At 41.2% G+C, this 19,648-nt stretch carries 17 protein-coding genes; 9 read left to right on the top strand and 8 right to left on the bottom strand.

The genetic code is table 11. The features are described 5' to 3' along the window. Nucleotide 1: 1 nt before the first annotated feature. The 8 genes from KSO91_RS03440 (at nt 2) to KSO91_RS03405 (ending at nt 7,557) form a co-directional block, all read left to right on the top strand. The gene (locus KSO91_RS03440) at nt 2-610 is read left to right on the top strand and encodes an aminodeoxychorismate/anthranilate synthase component II (RefSeq protein WP_238741365.1); all 609 of its coding nucleotides are present in this window, start codon (nt 2-4) and stop codon (nt 608-610) included. After that, the gene (gene trpD, locus KSO91_RS03435) at nt 611-1,633 is read left to right on the top strand and encodes an anthranilate phosphoribosyltransferase (RefSeq protein WP_238741364.1); all 1,023 of its coding nucleotides are present in this window, start codon (nt 611-613) and stop codon (nt 1,631-1,633) included. Then, nucleotides 1,627-3,048, top strand: coding sequence for a bifunctional indole-3-glycerol-phosphate synthase TrpC/phosphoribosylanthranilate isomerase TrpF (gene trpCF / locus KSO91_RS03430; RefSeq protein ID WP_238741363.1), 1,422 nt, complete (start codon nt 1,627-1,629; stop codon nt 3,046-3,048). The genes trpD and trpCF overlap by 7 nt, the downstream gene beginning before the upstream one ends. Before the next feature lie 5 nt (nt 3,049-3,053). Beyond that, nucleotides 3,054-4,241 carry a tryptophan synthase subunit beta gene (gene trpB, locus KSO91_RS03425; RefSeq protein WP_238741362.1) on the top strand — a complete coding sequence of 396 codons (1,188 nt, stop codon included), beginning with the start codon at nt 3,054-3,056 and terminating at the stop codon, nt 4,239-4,241. After that, a complete protein-coding gene (gene trpA, locus KSO91_RS03420; RefSeq protein WP_238741361.1) occupies nt 4,241-5,050 on the top strand; it encodes a tryptophan synthase subunit alpha in 810 nt (269 codons plus the stop codon). The genes trpB and trpA overlap by 1 nt, the downstream gene beginning before the upstream one ends. Nucleotides 5,051-5,064: 14 nt before the next feature. Further along, nucleotides 5,065-5,616, top strand: coding sequence for a septation protein A (locus KSO91_RS03415; protein ID WP_238741360.1), 552 nt, complete (start codon nt 5,065-5,067; stop codon nt 5,614-5,616). Nucleotides 5,617-5,618: 2 nt separating this feature from the next. Further along, on the top strand, nt 5,619-5,918 hold the full coding sequence (locus tag KSO91_RS03410; protein WP_238741359.1) for a YciI family protein: 300 nt from the start codon (nt 5,619-5,621) through the stop codon (nt 5,916-5,918). A 310-nt stretch (nt 5,919-6,228) separates the two neighbouring features. Continuing rightward, nucleotides 6,229-7,557 (top strand): OmpP1/FadL family transporter, encoded by a 1,329-nt coding sequence (locus KSO91_RS03405; protein ID WP_238741358.1) that lies wholly within the window; start codon nt 6,229-6,231, stop codon nt 7,555-7,557. Nucleotides 7,558-8,333: 776 nt separating this feature from the next. Here KSO91_RS03405 and oppF read toward each other — a convergent pair. From oppF to glyA, 6 genes are all read right to left on the bottom strand, one after another. Next, entirely contained in the window at nt 8,334-9,323 is a 990-nt protein-coding gene (gene oppF / locus KSO91_RS03400; protein ID WP_238741356.1) for a murein tripeptide/oligopeptide ABC transporter ATP binding protein OppF, read from the bottom strand. Continuing rightward, nucleotides 9,320-10,288, bottom strand: coding sequence for an ABC transporter ATP-binding protein (gene oppD / locus KSO91_RS03395; protein WP_238741354.1), 969 nt, complete (start codon nt 10,286-10,288; stop codon nt 9,320-9,322). Before oppD ends, oppF begins: the two co-directional genes overlap by 4 nt. 11 nt (nt 10,289-10,299) lie before the next feature. Beyond that, nucleotides 10,300-11,202, bottom strand: a complete 903-nt coding sequence (oppC, locus tag KSO91_RS03390) for an oligopeptide ABC transporter permease OppC (RefSeq protein ID WP_238741352.1) — start codon at nt 11,200-11,202, stop codon at nt 10,300-10,302. Nucleotides 11,203-11,214: 12 nt separating this feature from the next. Then, nucleotides 11,215-12,135, bottom strand: a complete 921-nt coding sequence (oppB, locus tag KSO91_RS03385; protein WP_238741350.1) for an oligopeptide ABC transporter permease OppB — start codon at nt 12,133-12,135, stop codon at nt 11,215-11,217. Nucleotides 12,136-12,200: 65 nt separating this feature from the next. Further along, nucleotides 12,201-13,832 carry an ABC transporter substrate-binding protein gene (locus tag KSO91_RS03380; protein WP_238741348.1) on the bottom strand — a complete coding sequence of 544 codons (1,632 nt, stop codon included), beginning with the start codon at nt 13,830-13,832 and terminating at the stop codon, nt 12,201-12,203. Between the two features lie 894 nt (nt 13,833-14,726). After that, nucleotides 14,727-15,992: a serine hydroxymethyltransferase gene (gene glyA, locus KSO91_RS03375; protein WP_238741346.1), complete on the bottom strand. Its 1,266-nt coding sequence runs from the start codon at nt 15,990-15,992 to the stop codon at nt 14,727-14,729. Between the two features lie 552 nt (nt 15,993-16,544). Between glyA and ettA the strand changes: the two genes are divergently transcribed. Continuing rightward, nucleotides 16,545-18,209 carry an energy-dependent translational throttle protein EttA gene (gene ettA, locus KSO91_RS03370; RefSeq protein WP_238741343.1) on the top strand — a complete coding sequence of 555 codons (1,665 nt, stop codon included), beginning with the start codon at nt 16,545-16,547 and terminating at the stop codon, nt 18,207-18,209. A 76-nt stretch (nt 18,210-18,285) separates the two neighbouring features. Here the strand turns inward: ettA and KSO91_RS03365 are convergent, their stop codons facing one another. Beyond that, nucleotides 18,286-18,480 carry a YwbE family protein gene (locus tag KSO91_RS03365; RefSeq protein WP_238741341.1) on the bottom strand — a complete coding sequence of 65 codons (195 nt, stop codon included), beginning with the start codon at nt 18,478-18,480 and terminating at the stop codon, nt 18,286-18,288. A gap of 144 nt (nt 18,481-18,624) precedes the next feature. Then, the gene (locus KSO91_RS03360; RefSeq protein ID WP_238741340.1) at nt 18,625-19,437 is read right to left on the bottom strand and encodes a mechanosensitive ion channel family protein; all 813 of its coding nucleotides are present in this window, start codon (nt 19,435-19,437) and stop codon (nt 18,625-18,627) included. Nucleotides 19,438-19,648 lie beyond the last annotated feature (211 nt).

Raw genomic sequence — 19,648 nt, 5'->3', positions numbered from 1 at the left:
GATGAACATCACTAAAAAACCAACACTCTTTTTTCTAGACAACTTTGATTCTTTTACTTACAACCTAGTGGATCAATTTAAATCGCTGGACTATCCAGTCAAAATATACCGTAATAGCTTATCCGCACAGCAGGTTAAAGCGCATATTGATGAATGTGAAAATGCAGCCGTTTTAATTCTATCACCCGGCCCCGGTACACCCAGTGCAGCGGGTTGTATGATTGAGCTGATTGGCTTATGCAAAGGTCAGCTACCCATTATTGGCATTTGTCTAGGTCATCAAGCGTTAATTGAGCAATACGGCGGTGTTGTCGGCCAAGCAGATGAAATAATGCACGGTAAGTCCTCATTAATTAGCCATTGTGGCGATCGCATGTTTGCAGGCTTAAGTCAGCCACTATCAGTTGCCCGTTATCATTCGCTGATCGGTATTAAAGTGCCAGATTCACTTGAAACAGTCGCAGATTATAATGGCATGTGCATGGCCGTTTACAACGCCCAAGATAAGGTGATTGGTTTTCAATTTCATCCCGAATCCATTTTAACCTGTGAAGGTGCGAAACTATTAGAGTCGAGTTTAAATCTTGTTACCAACAGGGAGGCCATGTAGATGAGCCAGTTCAATATCCATCAGATGTTAGAGCAACTATACGCAGGGAAATCACTTACTAGTGAGCAAAGCCAAGCTTTTTTTGAGCAAGTTGTACAAGGTGAAATCGATCCGATTATTTTATCGTCGGCTTTAACTGCGCTAAAAATAAAAGGCGAGACACCGACAGAAATAACCGGTGCTGCCAATGCGCTACTCGCCCAAGCAAAAAAATTCCCACGCCCTGATTATGATTTCACCGATATTGTCGGCACTGGCGGCGATGGTTTGGGCACCATTAACATTTCAACCGCTAGCGCATTTGTAGCCGCAGCTTGTGGCTTAAAGGTGTGTAAACATGGCAGTCGCAGTGTGTCCAGTCTATCTGGATCGTCGGATCTGTTGGCGGCCTTTGGCGTAAATTTAGATATGTCCCCGGAAGTGGCCCGTCACTGCCTAGATACCCTTAATATCTGCTTTATTTTTGCGCCGCAATATCATGCTGGCATGCGGTTTGCCGCACCAGTACGCGGCGCACTGAAAACCCGTTCAATTTTCAATCTATTAGGTCCACTGGTTAATCCAGCCCGCCCCGATTTTGAATTGATGGGCGTCTATGCAGCTGAACTTTTACGACCGATTGCCGAAGTACATAAAAAGTTGGGCATGAAGCGGGTTATGGTCGTTTTTGGCAGTGGTTTAGATGAAATAGCATTGCATGACGAGACTCATGTTGCCGAGCTTATTGAGGGAGAAATAAAAGAATATACCCTATCACCAGCTGATTTTGGTGTCCCCCGGTACCCTATTGAGGCCATTTTAGGCGGCGATGCGGCACATAATAAAATGATTATCGAAAAAATATTACAAGGTAAAGGCACTGATGCGCAGCAAGCAGCCGTTGCCATTAACGTTTCCGCTTTATTAGTCTTAAATGGGTTCGCAGATACCTTTAAAGAAGGTACAACGATGGCGTTAGAAATGATGCTAACGGGTAAACCATTGCAGTTAGTTAAACAATTAGCGGAGCAAAGCCAATGTTAAATGATCAAAGCCTGCAAAATACGATTCTCGGTAAAATTGTAGATGATAAAATAGAATGGTTGAAAATACGTAAGCAGCAACAACCTCTAATTCAATTTAAAGATCAGTTAACCATGAGTGACCGTAATTTTTATGCTGCACTAACACAACATAAAAGCGTGTTTATTTTGGAGTGTAAAAAAGCCTCCCCGTCAAAAGGGTTAATTAGAGAAGAGTTCAATTTGGACTTGATTGCTAGCACTTATAAAAACTACGCCAGTGCAATCTCAGTGTTAACCGATGAAAAGTATTTTCAAGGCGACTTTGAGTATGTCACTCAGGTTCGCGATCAGGTCAGCCAACCGGTTTTATGTAAAGATTTTATTGTCGATCCTTATCAAATTTACTTGGCTCGCCACTATCAAGCCGATGCCATTTTGCTGATGTTATCAGTTTTAGATGACGATGCTTATCAAGCCTATCGTGATACTGCCCATAGCTTAAATATGGGCGTGTTAACTGAAGTCAGTAATGAACATGAATTGGTCCGCGCCATTGCATTAAATGCAAAAATCATCGGTATTAATAACCGTAACCTGCGAGATCTAAGCATCGATCTTGACCGTACTAAAGAATTGGCAAGTAGAATTCCAGCAGATCGCGTGGTGATTTCAGAATCAGGTATTTATGACCATTCACAAGTCAAAGCGTTAAGTAAATACGCCAATGGTTTCTTAGTCGGCAGTTCAATTATGAGCCAGCACAATATTGACAGAGCGTGCCGACGCTTAATACTCGGTGATAACAAAGTATGCGGTTTAACCACCCCCCGTGATGCTGCTGATGTTTATCAAGCAGGTGCCGTCTACGGCGGTCTTATTTTTGTTGAAAAATCACCGCGTTTTGTAGATATGGAACAAGCGCGTCTGACCATGGCCGGCGCGCCGTTATTATACGTTGGGGTTTTCCAAAATGAAGATCCCGAGCTAATCGCTTATACAGTCAAACAACTCGGTCTTAGCGTGGTACAGCTGCATGGCGATGAAACGCCTAAATATGTAAAGACTTTACGCGCGTTGCTGCCTAATCAATGTGAGATATGGAAAGCCCATGGCATCACTGACAGCTTACCGGATTTAACTAAATTTAATGTACAAAAACATCTGCTTGATACGCGTAGTGGCAGTCTCAGCGGCGGTACAGGTAAAGTATTTGATTGGTCACTGCTTGATGGCTTAGAGATAGATAAGAGCAATATCATGCTAGCCGGTGGATTAACACCCGAAAATGCACAACAAGCAGCCATTATTGGTTGCGCAGGTTTAGACTTTAACTCCGGGGTGGAAAGCACCCCAGGCAAAAAAGATAAAGACAAACTCACGGCGGCATTTTCAGCCATCAGCAATTACATGCAACGTAATACAGAAAAGGTATAACTACAATGGAAAAATTAAATCCCTATTTCGGCCAATTCGGTGGCATGTTTGTACCGCAAATATTGGTGCCTGCATTAAAACAGCTCGAAGCTGAATTTTTAAAAGCACAAACAGATCCTGATTTTATTGCTGAACTTTCAGAATTATTAACCGAGTATGCCGGGCGTCCGACACCGCTGACTTTATGCCGTAACCTAACCAAGGGTAAAAAAACCAAACTTTACCTTAAACGAGAAGATCTACTGCACGGCGGCGCACATAAAACCAACCAAGTATTAGGCCAAGCGCTACTTGCTAAGCGTATGGGCAAAAAAGAAATTATTGCCGAAACAGGCGCCGGCCAGCATGGCGTCGCAACGGCATTAGCATGTGCCTTACTGGGTTTAAAATGTAAAGTTTATATGGGCGCGGTCGATTGTGAGCGTCAGAAGCCCAATGTATTTCGTATGCGCCTAATGGGTGCAGAAGTCATTCCGGTTACCTCTGGTTCATCAACCTTAAAAGATGCCTGTAATGAAGCACTGCGTGACTGGGCTGGCAGCTATGAAACAGCGCATTATCTACTAGGTACAGCAGCCGGGCCCCATCCTTTCCCAACCATTGTACGCGAATTCCAAAAAATAATTGGCGAAGAAGCGAAACAGCAATGTTTAAAAAAAGAGGGAATATTACCCAATATAGTGATTGCCTGTGTCGGCGGCGGATCCAATGCCATTGGTATATTTAACGATTTTATCGAAGATAAAGATGTTCAATTGATTGGTGTTGAGCCCGGTGGACACGGTGTAGAAACAGGTGAACATGGTTGCCCTATATCCCATGGATCACAAGGCATTTTCTTTGGTATGCATTCATTAATGATGCAAGATCAACATGGTCAAGTACAAGAGTCTTACTCTATCTCAGCGGGCTTGGATTTCCCGTCAGTTGGCCCACAACATGCGCACTTGGCAGAAACAGGCCGTGCACAATATGTGAATGCGACTGATGAAGAAGCATTGCAAGCGTTCAAAGCCCTTTCTGAAAATGAAGGTATTATCCCAGCGCTTGAATCTGCGCACGCATTAGCTCATGCACTTAAAATAATTGAACATGATGATAAAGAACAAATTATTATTGTTAATCTATCAGGCCGTGGTGATAAAGATATCTTTACCGTTGCAGAAATTTTTGAACAAAGAGGTGATTTCTAATGAGCGAACGTTATCAGGCTTTATTCAACCGTCTTGAAACTGAAAACCAAGGTGCATTTGTTCCCTTTGTTACTCTTGGCGATCCGAACCGCGAGCTTTCGCTCCAAATTATAAACACTTTAGTTACAGCGGGGGCAGATGCACTAGAATTAGGAATCCCTTTTTCCGATCCTGTTGCCGATGGAATAGTCATTCAAGAAGCCTCAACTCGTGCTTTAAATTCAGGCACCACACCGGACACCTGCTTTGAGATCATTACTGAAATTCGTAAATTACATCCAACAGTGCCTATAGGTTTACTGCTTTATGTTAATCTCGTCTACCGTAACGGTATCGAAAACTTTTATGAACGCTGTGCTGCAGCTGGGGTTGATTCGATATTAATCGCCGATGCCCCACTCGATGAGAGCGCACCTTTTCGTGCCGCCGCTGAAAAGTTTGGTGTACAGCAGATATTTATTGCGCCACCCAATGGCGATCAAGAAACACTGCAGCAAGTTGCTCAGTTAGGTAGCGGTTATACCTATCTGCTCAGTCGTGCGGGCGTAACAGGCGCAGACGCCAAAGCGGGGATGCCGATTGAACATATGCTTGAGACACTCAACAAATATAACGCAGCACCTTCATTACTTGGTTTTGGGATTTCTAAACCAGAACAAGTTAAAGAAGCGATAAAATCGGGTGCGGCAGGTGCTATATCTGGCTCTGCTGTGGTAAAAGTCATCCAAGAAAATCTTGATAATCCAGAACTTTTACTAGAAAAGATGGCTGAATTTATCAGTAAAATGAAACAGGCTACATATAAATAACATATGAGAGAGTTATGAAACAATTTTTTGAATTTATCCCGCTGGTTATATTTTTTGCTATCTATAAGATGGTTGATATTTATGCAGCCACTGCATCGCTCATCGTCACAACGGGACTGATGCTTGCTTATAACTATTTTAAACATGGCAAAGTTGAAAAAATGCACCTTATCACTTTTTTAATGGTGTCAGTATTTGGTGGCTTAACCCTTATTTTACATGATGATCTATTTATAAAATGGAAAGTAACCGCTGTCTATGCCCTATTTTCTATCGCCTTATTAGTCAGTCAATTTTTCTTTAAAAAACCAATTATTAAACAGATGCTGGGGAAAGAACTAATTCTGCCTGATAATGTTTGGAATAACTTAAATGTCGCATGGGCGATACTTTTTGCGGCTTTGGGTATTTTAAATATCTATGTTGCATTTAACCTATCACAAGATGTCTGGGTGAATTTTAAAGTCTTTGGGCTATTGGGCGTAACCCTTGTATTTACAGCATTAAGTGGCCTTTACCTTTATAAATACTTGCCCGTTGCGGCTGAAAAAGAAACAAAGGAATAAGTATGTTATATATTATTTTTTCTCAAGATGTAAAAAGTAGCTTAGCACTTCGCCAACAATCCCGCCCAGCCCATCTGGCGCGTTTGCAAACCTTAAATGAACAAGGACGCTTATTGGTTGCCGGCCCGATGCCTGCAATGGATAACGAAAACCCTGGTGAAGCAGGTTTTACCGGTTCGACAGTCATTGCAGAATTTGATTCCCTGCAAGCAGCACAAGTGTGGGCTGATGCGGATCCCTACGTTTACGCAGGGGTTTATGCTCAAGTAATAGTAAAACCATTTAAAAAAGTATTACCTTAGGGTTTACCTTCTTTTTTAGGGGCAGATAAAAAAACCAGCAAAGTTGCTGGTTTTTTTTGCTTTTCAAATTACCGACAACATAATTAGAACACCCTTGATAAGCAATAGTTAATTTAGCATCTCATTTATTACCATCTTCTAATCAATCTTTCTAACACTTGATCTTAAACAAACTTATCTCGCTCTTCACTGTATAAGCTTCCCTTGAAATTTTTTAGCAAAATACAATGCATGGACAGATAGTTGTGCCATTAAGGCTGGCATTAGCCTTTCTATTTTTCTAAGAATTTTTAAATTAAGGAAAATAGAAATGAAAAAAATACCACTCTTATTAGCCAACATAGTAGGATTAACACTCATTAGCCCAAGCGTTTTTGCTACAAATGGTATGATCTCGCACGGTTACGGCAGCATAGATAAAGCACTTGCAGGTAGTGGTGTTGCTTACTCTCAAGAGGCAATGTCAATGGCATTAAACCCAGCAGGATTAGTTAATGTTAAAGACAGTGTCGATTTAAATATTGCGGTTTTTGCACCAACGCGTGGTTACCGATCCAATGGCGAAGCAAGCCCGGCCTTCTCAATCGGTCCTCAGCATATTGAAAGTGATAATTCCCTCTTTCCCATTCCCAGCTTTGCTATTGCAAAAAAACTCAATGAACACACCACATTGGGCTTTTCTCTCTATGGCAGTGGAGGAATGAACACACAATATGAAGGTGGTACAGCAACTATGTTTAACCAGCAGGGGGAATCAATGACCCTGCAGGGTACATTTGGTGATGGCACAGCGGGTGTCAATCTTACGCAACTATTTTTTAATAGTTCAATTGCTAGTCAATTAAATGAGGATCATTCAATTGGTCTTAGCCTGTTATTAGGATTTCAAACATTTTCTGCCACGGGTTTAGCAAATTTTGCCGGTTTCTCCTTAGATAGTGACAAGTTAAGCAACAATGGTACGGATTACTCATACGGCTATGGTTTTAAAATTGGTTATCAAGGTAAATTAACCGATACGCTACATATTGGCGCTAGCTACCAAACTAAAATAAAAATGAGTGAGTTCGAAAAATATTCAGGACTATTTGCCAATGATGGCAGTTTGGATATGCCTGCGACTCTTCAAGTCGGTTTAGCATGGGAGATACAAGAACAGACCCTACTTTTTGCTGATATCCAACATATTGATTATTCCGATGTCCCAGCAATTGGCAATAAAGCAGACAACTTATTTGACTGTATGCAATTGGCAGGCAGTCAAAGCTGTTTAGGCGGTAGCTCAAGTACAGGATTTGGTTGGAATGATATGACCGTCTACAAAATAGGGCTACAGTGGGATATGTTAGCGACCACATGGCGTTTAGGTTATAGCTATGCCGAGCAGCCCGTTGGTCAAAATGAATTACTGTTCAATATTTTAGCACCGGGCGTAGTTAAGAAGCACTATACTGCCGGTTTCAGCAAAAAAGTAACTACGAATTTCGTATTACATGGCGCATTTATGTATGCCCCCGAGAACAAAGTGTCAGGCCAAAACCCACTTTCAGGACTTGATCCTAATGGTTATGATTCACAAAGTATTGCCATTTACATGAGTCAAATGGAAGTTCAGTTCGGGATACAATGGATAATATAAAAGGCTTATTAACTTGATACCTAAAGGCGCTTTATCAAAACTCAGCGAGAAGACTAAAATAAGGGACTGTATACCCATGTTACTTCAAGATGCAAAATCAGCAACCCAAATTGTACTTAACCTCAGTTCTGGATAATGGAAGCGAAATCAGATTAAATATCAACAAGTTAAAAAACATATTATACAGTGCTGTTAGTTTTGCGTAGTTCAAGGCGAATCATCGCAGCAATAACTGGTTATTGGCAGATGATTTAACGCAGAAATACGCGTAAATAACGGTACTGTATCGTTTAGCTTATCCAGAATTGAGGTTACTTAGATGCTAGGCATAAAATTGAAGTATAGTGGTTCTACATTGATATTTTATAACGACGCAGATGAGTGCAATTTGGCTTGTCCTGCGGAGCATTAGCTCGAATGCCATCTCTACGTTGCAACAAGTGAAAAGGGAGTAACCATTAACAAATGTTGCGCCTTGATCTGGCATCCGAGCTAGTGCCTGATAAAACATCTTGAGGTAACATGGGTATATACAGTTATTTTAAGCGATTAACTTCGCTAATTCTCTACCGGAAGATGTCGATACAAGCATTGACACCGGAGTGGTGGCTCCCTTAGCGGATGCTGTAACGCAACACCTATTTTCGAAGAGAAACGTGCTGATTTTGCATATTCAAGAAAGATCAGTATAAAGGCTTTTAATTCTTTTATTTTAGACATAAAAAACGCGCTTATGGCATAGACCATAAGCGCGTTTTTCAATGAGTCAGTCGCAATTAAGAGCGCAGTAAACAGGATAGTGAATGAATTTCATTCCCCTTCAATTGCGGCTTTTCTTTGCTGCACTCAGCAGTTGCTATAGGACAACGCGTTCTAAATACACAACCAGAAGGTGGATTGATTGGCGAAGGCAACTCCCCTTCAAGCATCTGTATTTTTTTAGCGCGTTCTATTCTCGGGTCAGGAATAGGCACAGCAGACATTAATGCTTGTGTATAAGGGTGTTTCGGTTCAGCAAACAAGGCATCACATTCAGCAAGTTCAACTGGGTTACCGAGATACATAACCAAGACCCGATCCGCAATATGTTTGACCACAGACAGATCATGAGCAATGAAGACTAGGCTTAAACCCAGTTCGTTTTGCAACTCTTTTAAAAGGTTAACCACTTGCGCCTGAATAGACACATCTAACGCTGAAACGGGTTCATCACAAATAATCATCTTCGGTTTCAAAATCAAAGCACGAGCAATACCGATACGCTGACATTGACCGCCAGAGAATTCATGCGGATAACGGTTGATCACATTTGGCAATAATCCCACCCTGTACATCATCTCTTTAACTTCTTCTTTTACTTCAGACTTAGTTAAATTGGGATAGAATGTACGTAGCGGCTCGGCAATAATATCCCCCACATTCATACGTGGATTTAATGATGCCAGTGGATCCTGAAAAATCATCTGAATTTCTTTGCGTTTGAGTCGCAGACTTTCGTGATCCAGCTTAGTCAAATCTTCGCCCAACCAGACGACACTCCCGGCACTTGCCGGTACTAAACCGATAATAGCGCGCGCTAAGGTAGACTTACCACAACCAGACTCCCCAACTACTCCCAGTGTTTCACCTTCATAGAGCTTAAGGCTAACACCATCAACCGCTTTTAAAGTGTGCGGCTTTGCCCAAGGCAACAGCGACTTAGAAGGGATACTAAATTGAACTTTAAGATCGTTAATATCCAGAATTAACTTTTTTTCACTGTTCATGACCAAGACTCCCACTCAGAAAAACAAGCTCGAGAACGTTGCTCAGCAAAAGGTATTAATAACGGCGCTTCTTTTTTGCAACGATCCATCACACGGTGGCAACGATCCTGATAAGGACAACCAGCCGGTAGATTAAGAAGATTCGGCGGGTTCCCCGGAATGGTCGGTAAGATATCGTCATCAGTATCTAAACGCGGTATAGACTTTAACAGCCCCTCTGTATAAGGATGGCTTGGTGTGTAAAATATCTCATCAACCGTGCCATATTCCATAGTACGCCCCGCATACATCACCAGCACTTTATCGCAACTTCCCGCAACCACACCTAAATCATGGGTGATCATAATAATCGCAGTGTTAAATTCATCTTTTAACTCATTAAGCAGCGCCATAATCTGTGCTTGAATGGTGACATCAAGTGCAGTCGTTGGTTCATCTGCAATTAGCAGCTTAGGACGGCATAAAAGTGCCATGGCAATCATTACCCGTTGACGCATGCCACCAGAAAACTCATGTGGATACATATTGATTCGTGTACGCGCTTCAGGTATTTTAACCGCTTCGAGCATTTTAACTGACTCATCAAACGCTTCTTTTTTACTCATTCCTTTGTGCAGAATAAGCACTTCCATCATCTGCGTACTCACTTTCAAATAGGGATTAAGCGAAGTCATTGGATCTTGGAAGATCATTGCTATCTGTTCAGCGCGAACTTTATTAAGCTCTTTTTCGGGTAAATTCAGTATCTCTTTACCTTCAAATTTTGCACTGCCAGAAATAATGCCATTTTTAGCCAGTAGCCCCATTAAAGCAAACACTGTCTGTGATTTACCGGAACCGGATTCACCAACAATACCGAGTGTTTCACCCGCTTGAAGTGAAAAATTTAAATCATTAACTGCGGTCACATCACCATCTTGAGTGGTAAATTCGACGCGCAGATCTTGAACATCTAATAAATTCATTATTTTTCCTTTTATCTGTCTTTAGGATCAAGCGCATCGCGCAGACCGTCACCGATATAGTTAAAACAGAACAGGGTAATCACCATAAATGCAGCCGGGAAGGCTATCTGCCAAATTGCTATTTCCATTGTTTGAGCGCCCTCTTGTAATAAAGCGCCCCAACTGGTCATAGGCTCTTGTACGCCTAACCCTAAAAAGCTCAGAAAAGATTCGGTCAGAATCATACTTGGCACTAACAGTGTTGAATAAACAGCCACGATACCCAATACGTTCGGGATAATATGGCGTCTGATAATATTCCAGTTACTCACACCACAAACATGTGCGGCTTCAATAAACTCTTTGTTACGCAAGCTTAATGTTTGACCACGCACAATACGTGCCATATCCAGCCAGGCGATCGCCCCAATCGCAACAAATATCAGTACAATATGGCGGCCAAAGAAGGTCACCAATACAATCACCAAAAACATAAAGGGAATTGAATAAAGTATTTCAAGAAGTCGCATCATAGCGCGATCAACTTTCCCGCCGAGAAAGCCAGAAGCAGCCCCATAGACAGTACCAATCACAACCGCCACCAAGGCGCCTAAGATACCGACCATTAATGAGATTCGGCCACCGATAAAGGTACGTACAAACAGATCGCGTCCAAGGCTGTCAGTGCCAAACAGATGCAATGTCGAAGGTGCTTGATGCAGTGCATACCAATCCGTATCATCATAAGTAAATTCTGCAAACATCGGCACAAAAATAACAGCCAACGTAATCATACAGAGAATAATCAAACTCACCATTGCCGCTTTATTACGCATAAAACGAATCCGTGCATCTTTCCACAGACTGCGACCTTCAATTTCTAAGTTTTCAGAGAAGCTGTCAATGGCGTCTATATTTTGTTTTTTAGTTAACATAAGCTCCGTCCTTTAAAAGCGAATTTTAGGATCGACATAAGCGAGAAGAATATCCACGATGGCATTAAATAGGATGAACAATAAACCGATAAGGATGGTTACCCCCATCACTAATGAATAGTCGCGATTAAACGCCGCATTCACAAATAGCTTACCGATACCCGGTAAACCAAAAATGGTTTCAATCACTACTGAACCAGTAATAATGCCGACAAAAGCAGGCCCCATATAAGAAACAACTGGCAACATTGCTGGTTTCAACGCATGGTGTAAAACAATATAAGGAAAGCTCAACCCTTTGGCTCGCGCCGTGCGAATAAAGTTACTATTAAGTGTTTCAATCATACTGCCACGGGTAATACGCGCAAAAGTGGCGACATACATCATCGACATCCCCAATACGGGTAATACCATATATTGAGCAGATCCGTCTAGCCAACCACCTGCAGGAAACCAGCCTAAATGAATAGAAAAGATATAAATCAATACCGGTGCTAAAACAAACGAGGGCATTACAATCCCCAACATGGCCGTCGACATCACACTGTAATCAAGCCAGCTATTTTGTCGTAACGCAGCGATCGTGCCAATCGACACACCAAAAAATACCGCAAAGAGAAACGCCACCGAACCGATTTTTGCAGAAACGGGTAAAGCTGCTGCCACCAGTTCATTAACCGTATAGTCTTTGTATTTAAACGAGGGACCTAAGTCACCTTGTAAGACATTAACAAGGTAGGTGGTGTATTGCTCCATGACGGGTTTATCAAGGCCATATTTGGCATTAATATTTTGCATGACCTGAGGAGGCAAGGTGCGCTCACTGGAGAACGGGCTGCCTGGGGCAAAACGCATTAAAAAGAAAGAGATAGTAATCAATATTAGCAAGGTCGGAATAGCTTCAATGACTCTCTTGAGGATGAATTTAAACATAATTAACTCAACTTAGTTAAACAAAAAAAGAGGCTACAAGAGCCTCTTATCAGCAGATCAACACTTTATTCAGCGATAATATACATATCTTTTGAATAAAGCTTATCTTCAGCATTGTTGGCTGCATAGCCGCCTACATGAGGATTAACTAGACGCGCCATCACATACTGATAAATAGGTGCAATAGGCATGTCTTTAGCCAGTAGAGCTTCCTGCGCGTAATATAACTCAGTGCGTTCTTTTGCTGACGTTGTTTCGATACCACGCTTAATTAACTCATCGTATGCCGCACTTTGATAATGGATACCACCGGTTGTATTGCTGCCTTCCATTAACGAAGTAAAGGTTGAAGGCTCATTGTAATCACCACACCAGCCAGCGCGAGATGCTTCGAAATTACCCTGTTTTTTAGTTTCTAGGTAAGTTTTCCACTCTTGGTTTTCCAACGTCACGTCAACACCTAAGGTTTTTTTCCACATCGAAGCGATCGCGACAGCAAGCTTCTTATGGTTTTCGCTAGTATTATATAACAAGCTGAATTTAAGTGGATTAGATTTATTGTAGCCCGCTTCAGCTAATAGCTCTTTCGCTTTTGCATTACGCTCTTTTTGAGTTAGTTTACCGTAGGCTGGAAGCGTTGGACTAAAACCAGCAATAATTTCAGGTGTTAAGAAATAAGCCGGTTTTTGCCCTTGACCAAGTAGTGCATCAGTAACAATATGGCGGTCAATAGCATAAGAGATCGCTTTACGTACACGCACATCATCAAACGGCTTTTTATGGGTATTAAAATTATAATAATAAGTACAAAGGTTACCTTTCACCTGTAGAGATTCAGGATGTTCTTTCTTTAGACTTCTAAAGTGCTCATTAGAGATTTCATAAGTAAAATCAAGTTCGCCTGAAAGGAAACGGTTCATTTCAGCGACTTGATTTTCAATCGGTAGGAAAGTGACTTTAGTTAATACTGTATGTGCATTATCCCAGTAGTATTTGTTGGGCGTCATTTCAATACGCTCATTGACCACCCAATTACTAACCACAAATGCGCCATTACCTACAAAATTTTCAGGTTTAGTCCATTGATCGCCAAATTTTTCGACCGTTGCTTTATGCACAGGTTTAACGGTCGTATGACCCATCATCATCACAAAATAAGGAACAGCGTTTTCCAAATGCACCTGAAAGGTATGCGCATCAATTGCTTTAACACCTAATGTTGATTTATCTTTTTTCCCGGCAATAATATCTGCAGCATTAGTCATGGTGGTCATTTCAAGATACCAAGAATAAGGTGAAGCGGTTGCAGGATCGACGACACGTTGGAAACTATAAACAAAATCATCAGCAGTCACAGGATCACCATTTGACCACTTCGCATCTTTACGTAGATAGAAGGTAAAAGTTTTATTATCCGTTGTTTCCCAACGTTCAGCGACACCTGGAATAGTATTCCCCTCAGCATCCTGATTAACCAATCCTTCTAAAAGATCGCGAATAACATGAGACTCGGGCACACCTTCCGTTTTATGTGGGTCAAGTGAAGCAACTTCAGTTCCGTTACCACGCACTAACTCTTGTTTAGCCGCTAATTTAACGCCGGCAGGCACGTTAGCCGCCATGGTTGAAAATGATGTAGCGACAAGCGAAATTCCGGCAGCTAAAAGCAGTGCCTGAGTTATTTTGTTTTTATGCATGTTAGCATTCCTATTGTTCATGTTTATTAAAATTAAGTAAGTCGTCTTATGCCGACCTACATTTAAAAATCGATATCAAGTTGGCAGTTTGCAATCACATGCCAGTAATGGGTGAATCAAACGCATTGTTATTTTATATTTTCCCTGAGCCATTTTATAAAATTAACGTCCATGCATGCTCAAAACAGAATTTAACTGTTCATCTAAAGGCTAGATACGATTCCAATCAAAACCAAGTAAAGCATAAAATAAGCCAAGATTAAAAAACTTCACAAAAAAAAATATAATTTATTATTCAACCAGTTACAAAGACCCTAGTAAAACAGTCGCTTAACGCTATCGCGTTTATTGTATTTAATGATGCTCCCTTTTGCATCCACTGCACCAACGCAGTGCAGGCTTCTCACCTCGGAATGATGGCGGCCAATTCCCTTTTAGATCATAAAGTTAAAATATTTATATGAGGCTGTTTTTCAATTTTTTTACAGCAAAAAACAAGTTAGTGTAGCAATCGCTTGCTTTTACTATAATGATTTAGCGCAGGAATACCTAACTATTTATACTGTATTGATTTGCTTTGTCAGAGCAAAGCTCAGCTCTGAAAACTAGATTTGCTAGATATAGATAAAAAATTTTATTCCTGCTAAATGAATACTAGCAGTCCGCTTAATTAAATGGCTATAGATTGTGTAGCAAAAATTAATGGGAACAAGCTGTCTGCTTGGGTAATGAGGAAAACGTTATTTGTTTGCAATACGTATTGTTCGACGTAGTTAAATAAGGGTAAATGTAATAATAGAGTAATTAGATTATGTACTTCGCGCCTATAAAAAATGCCCTTCACTCAGAGTGAACGGCATTTTATCAGACTATTTATAAACAAGCTTTTACAGATTAGCCGTAAACTGGGCACGCTTTACAAAATTCAGCCACTTTTACTTTCACCGCTTCAATTGTCACCGCTAGTTTTTGTTCATCTTTGATTACGTCAAGAATGTCACAAATCCAGCCAGTAAGTTCAGTCGCTTGTTGTGCATTTGCACCACGGCGTGTGAATGCCGGTGTGCCGATACGTAGACCAGAGGTCACAAATGGAGAGCGTGGGTCATTAGGTACAGAGTTTTTATTGACTGTAATATGAGCATTACCCAATGCTGCATCTGCTTCTTTACCGGTAATATCTTGAGCAATTAGATCCACAAGGAAAAGGTGGTTTTCAGTGCCGTTAGAAACAATTTTATAACCACGCTCTTGGAATACTTTAACCATTGCTTTCGCGTTATCTAAAACAGCTTGCTGGTAAACTTTAAATTCAGGCTCAGCACACTCTTTAAATGCAACCGCTTTTGCTGCAATAACATGCATTAACGGGCCGCCTTGGCCGCCAGGGAATACCGCAGAGTTTAATTTTTTCTCAATATCAGCATTGGCTTTAGCAAGGATAAGACCGCCACGAGGACCGCCTAAAGTTTTATGGGTGGTGGTTGTAACCACATCAGCAAAAGGAACAGGGTTAGGATAGAGGCCTGCAGCCACAAGGCCAGCAACATGGGCCATATCAACAAACAGGTAAGCACCTACTTTGTCCGCAATTTCACGGAATTTAGCCCAATCAACAATACCTGAATAGGCAGAAAAACCAGCAACAATCATTTTAGGCTTATGCTCTACAGCTAAACGCTCAACTTCAGCATAATCTAAAATTCCCGTTTCTGGATTAATTCCGTATTGCACAGCATTGTACATTTTACCAGAAAAGCTAACAGACGCACCATGTGTCAAGTGACCACCATGAGCTAGGCTCATACCTAATACGGTATCACCCGGGGCACAAAGCGCTTGGTAAACGGCACTATTTGCTTGCGAACCTGCATGGGGTTGTACATTTGCGTAGTCGGCACCAAATAAAGATTTAGCACGTTCAATAGCAAGAGACTCTGCCACGTCGACATACTCGCAACCGCCATAGTAACGTTTACCAGGATATCCTTCTGCATATTTATTGGTTAATTGACTACCCTGTGCTTCCATCACACGAGGGCTTGTGTAGTTTTCAGATGCGATAAGCTCAATATGATCTTCCTGACGCTGAACTTCATCTGTCATTGCTTGCCATAATTGTGGATCGTAATCTGCAATATTCATATCGCGTTTAAACATGCGCATCTCCTGCTTGGAAAAGTGGGTATTCAATTAAATTGAATTGATTTTTGTGATATAGGACATTTTACGCAAAGTTTTGCCCCTTGCATAGCGCAAAAAGGGTGAATAATTTAGTACATAAAGATGATCAATTTTAATGTTAATCACTATCACTATTAAATTTTGTAAATAAAGATGAGATTTTGAAACAACAAAAAGACTCCTTAGCCAATAAGGGCGGCAGTTTATGCGCAAAGCAGGCCAAGAAAGTTAAGTTACAAAATTCTCTTTACACTCATTTCTCCCTCTGTATTTTCTCTTTGTAAGTAACCCTTAAAACAAAAATAGAATCATGCACAAAGCGTTAAAGAGGCGCTGCGCTTAATGAGGCAAACAACTTAATTAAAATATTTTCTTTTTTCTCATAGGACCTCTTTATGCGCTAGATGGACTGAATTATCTAGCATATAAGTATGATATTAGCTTTTTCCTTTTGCTGAATGGTTTTATTTTGGCCAACTTTGCCCTATCATCTTCCTCACTATTTCCCATTGATAAGAGCAATTCCTGATGGCACAGTTTATTTATACTATGGATCGCGTGAGTAAGGTGGTCCCACCCAAACGTACTATTTTAAAAGATATCTCGCTGAGTTTTTTCCCAGGCGCAAAAATTGGCGTATTAGGCTTAAACGGCTCAGGGAAATCCACCCTACTGCGTATTATGGCCGGTGTTGATCACGAATTTGAGGGAGAAGCTCGCCCACTTACTGGCACTAAAATTGGCTACTTACCGCAAGAGCCAGTACTCGATCTGGATAAAAATGTACGTGAGATTATCGAAGAAGCGGTCAGTGACGTAAAAAATGCACTGACAGAATTAGATGCCGTCTATGCGGCTTATGCAGAAGCGGATGCGGATTTTGATGAGCTCGCAAAACGCCAAGGACAGCTGGAAGATATAATTCAAGCACACGATGGCCATAATTTGGATAACCAGCTTGAGCGTGCCGCTGATGCCTTGCGTTTACCTGCTTGGGACGCACAGATAAAGGTGCTTTCAGGGGGCGAACGTCGCCGCGTGGCGCTATGTCGTCTGTTGCTTGAAAAACCAGATATGTTATTGCTTGATGAACCGACTAACCACTTAGATGCTGAATCTGTTGGCTGGCTTGAGCGCTTCTTGCATGACTACGAAGGAACAGTCGTCGCTATTACCCATGACCGTTATTTCTTAGACAACGTAGCCGGTTGGATTTTAGAATTAGACCGCGGTTATGGTATCCCTTGGGAAGGTAATTACTCTTCATGGCTGGAACAAAAAGATGAGCGTTTAAGACAGGAAGGATCACAGGAAAAAGCCCGCCAACGTCAAATCGAGACAGAGTTGGAATGGGTTCGCTCCAATGCTAAAGGCCGCCAGTCTAAAAGCAAAGCACGTTTATCCCGCTTTGAAGAACTTAACAACCAAGATTTCCAAAAACGCAATGAAACCAATGAGCTGTTTATTCCCACAGGTCAGCGTCTAGGTGATCAAGTTATTGAAGTATCTCATCTTAAAAAATCATTTGATGGTCGGGTATTAATTGACGATCTCAGCTTTAGTATTCCTAAAGGTGCCATTGTCGGCATTATAGGCGCTAATGGTGCGGGTAAATCGACCCTCTTTAAAATGCTCTCTGGTGAAGAAAAACCAGATTCCGGTGAGATTATTATAGGTGAAACCGTACAGCTGGCATCTGTTGACCAATTCCGTGATCATATGGATAACAAAGTCAGCGTATTTCAAGAGGTATCTGGCGGCAGTGATATCATCAAAATAGGTAATATCGAAATTCCAAGCCGTGCCTATCTCGGACGCTTTAACTTTAAAGGCACCGATCAACAAAAAATTGTCGGCCAATTATCAGGCGGAGAACGAGGTCGTTTACATTTAGCAAAACTGCTTAAATCTGGCGGTAATATGCTCTTACTCGATGAGCCAACCAATGATCTTGATATCGAAACCCTGCGCGCGCTTGAAGATGCCCTACTTGGTTTTGCCGGTTGCGCCATGGTTATATCCCATGACCGCTGGTTCTTAGATCGCATCGCCACACATATTATAGATTACCGCGATGAGGGGGTAGTGAACTTTTATGAAGGTAACTTCAGCGATTATGAAGAATGGCTGAAGAAAACTTATGGCGCTGCAGCAGTTGAGCCACACCGTATTAAATACAAACGTATTTCTTAATTCGATTCCGTCACTGAAAACATCTACAAGCCCCCGACTATATAAATTATTGGGGGCTTTTTTATCTGTCATTATTTTAGTTATTAATCACTTTAACACGCCCTACCGCCCCACTCTCCAAGCGTAATTTTATGCCATGCGGGTGATTAGCAGAGTTGGTTAAAATATCTTTTACTATCCCATCCGTAAGCATACCGCTGCGTTGATCTTGTTTTAAAACAATAGATACCGCGCTTCCTTTTTTTATATTAACCCGTTTTGTTGCGCTCATGCGTTTTCCTTATAGACCAATTTCATAGTAGTGCAGCCATTTTTTGTGCCGCTATGTACGCATACACTCACAGCATAGCAGATAAAAAAGCCAAGGAGATAACCTTGGCTTTTGCCTCATACGTAATGCACTCACCCCATCGATTTATTGATGGACATGAACATCCATTTGTGGGAAAGGAATATTAAGTCCTTGTTTAGGGAAGGTTTTATAGATATTTTCATTCATAGCAAAAAACACGCCCCAATAATCAGGCGCTTTAACCCAAGCACGCACGGTAAAATTAACAGAGCTATCAGCTAATGCCGCAACGGCAATCACAACAGGGATATCTTCTTGTAAAATACGTTCATCAGCATCGCACAGCGCCTTGATAGAGGCTCGAGCAACATCTAAATCATCCCCATAAGCCACACCAATAGTCCAATCCACGCGGCGTTTCGCTTCCGTTGAAAAATTAACCATTGAGCCTGATGATAATGCCGCATTAGGTAAAATAATGGTTTTATTATCAGGCGTTTTTAAAATAGTATTGAAGATTTGAATCTCATGGACTGTGCCGATGTGACCTTGAGCATCAATTACTTGGCCTACTTTAAAGGGCTTAAAGATTAAAATCATTACACCGCCCGCAAAGTTTTGTAATGTGCCAGAAAGCGCCATACCAACCGCTAATCCGGCTGCCGCTAAAATAGCCACAAAAGAAGTCATTTCAATGCTGAGCATACTTAATACGGTAATACCCAACATCACTTTAAGTAACACGCCGATAATACTAGATAAGAAAGGTTTCAAAGACGCATCTAACTTACTTTTGTCCATGACTGTACCAAAGCCTTTCATCAATAATTTTATCACCCAAACACCAATCACCCAGACAACAATTGCCGCAAGCAATTTAGGACCATATTCAAGGGTAATATTTTGAACTAAGTTTACAACATCTTCAGCATTCATAATTTATTCCTACGATTTGAAAATAATCAACGTTTAGAACGTTATAGTTGGTAAAACAAGATAATTATAGTAACAATCACCATAATCGCAGTTTTATTTATCAGGTTGACTTATATTTGACCGCCATGATGGATGTTAATACTTTGTAACGTAAATGTACAATTAATTCAAAGCTAAAACCCGTGTTTTCTTCACCCGCAAAACAATAAAA

The sequence above is a fragment of the Psychromonas antarctica genome (assembly GCF_022267535.1).
In the GTDB taxonomy this organism is placed as follows: Bacteria; Pseudomonadota; Gammaproteobacteria; order Enterobacterales; family Psychromonadaceae; genus Psychromonas; species Psychromonas antarctica.
The sequence above is the reverse complement of the archived record's forward strand: the minus strand, read 5'-3'. Positions and strand labels throughout refer to the sequence as shown.

Coding starts and splice junctions, on each gene's coding strand:
- KSO91_RS03440 (WP_238741365.1), top strand. CDS start 2: ATGAACATCACTAAAAAACCAACACTCTTTTTTCTAGACAACTTTGAT.
- trpD (WP_238741364.1), top strand. CDS start 611: ATGAGCCAGTTCAATATCCATCAGATGTTAGAGCAACTATACGCAGGG.
- trpCF (WP_238741363.1), top strand. CDS start 1,627: ATGTTAAATGATCAAAGCCTGCAAAATACGATTCTCGGTAAAATTGTA.
- trpB (WP_238741362.1), top strand. CDS start 3,054: ATGGAAAAATTAAATCCCTATTTCGGCCAATTCGGTGGCATGTTTGTA.
- trpA (WP_238741361.1), top strand. CDS start 4,241: ATGAGCGAACGTTATCAGGCTTTATTCAACCGTCTTGAAACTGAAAAC.
- KSO91_RS03415 (WP_238741360.1), top strand. CDS start 5,065: ATGAAACAATTTTTTGAATTTATCCCGCTGGTTATATTTTTTGCTATC.
- KSO91_RS03410 (WP_238741359.1), top strand. CDS start 5,619: ATGTTATATATTATTTTTTCTCAAGATGTAAAAAGTAGCTTAGCACTT.
- KSO91_RS03405 (WP_238741358.1), top strand. CDS start 6,229: ATGAAAAAAATACCACTCTTATTAGCCAACATAGTAGGATTAACACTC.
- oppF (WP_238741356.1), bottom strand. CDS start 9,323: ATGAACAGTGAAAAAAAGTTAATTCTGGATATTAACGATCTTAAAGTT.
- oppD (WP_238741354.1), bottom strand. CDS start 10,288: ATGAATTTATTAGATGTTCAAGATCTGCGCGTCGAATTTACCACTCAA.
- oppC (WP_238741352.1), bottom strand. CDS start 11,202: ATGTTAACTAAAAAACAAAATATAGACGCCATTGACAGCTTCTCTGAA.
- oppB (WP_238741350.1), bottom strand. CDS start 12,135: ATGTTTAAATTCATCCTCAAGAGAGTCATTGAAGCTATTCCGACCTTG.
- KSO91_RS03380 (WP_238741348.1), bottom strand. CDS start 13,832: ATGCATAAAAACAAAATAACTCAGGCACTGCTTTTAGCTGCCGGAATT.
- glyA (WP_238741346.1), bottom strand. CDS start 15,992: ATGTTTAAACGCGATATGAATATTGCAGATTACGATCCACAATTATGG.
- ettA (WP_238741343.1), top strand. CDS start 16,545: ATGGCACAGTTTATTTATACTATGGATCGCGTGAGTAAGGTGGTCCCA.
- KSO91_RS03365 (WP_238741341.1), bottom strand. CDS start 18,480: ATGAGCGCAACAAAACGGGTTAATATAAAAAAAGGAAGCGCGGTATCT.
- KSO91_RS03360 (WP_238741340.1), bottom strand. CDS start 19,437: ATGAATGCTGAAGATGTTGTAAACTTAGTTCAAAATATTACCCTTGAA.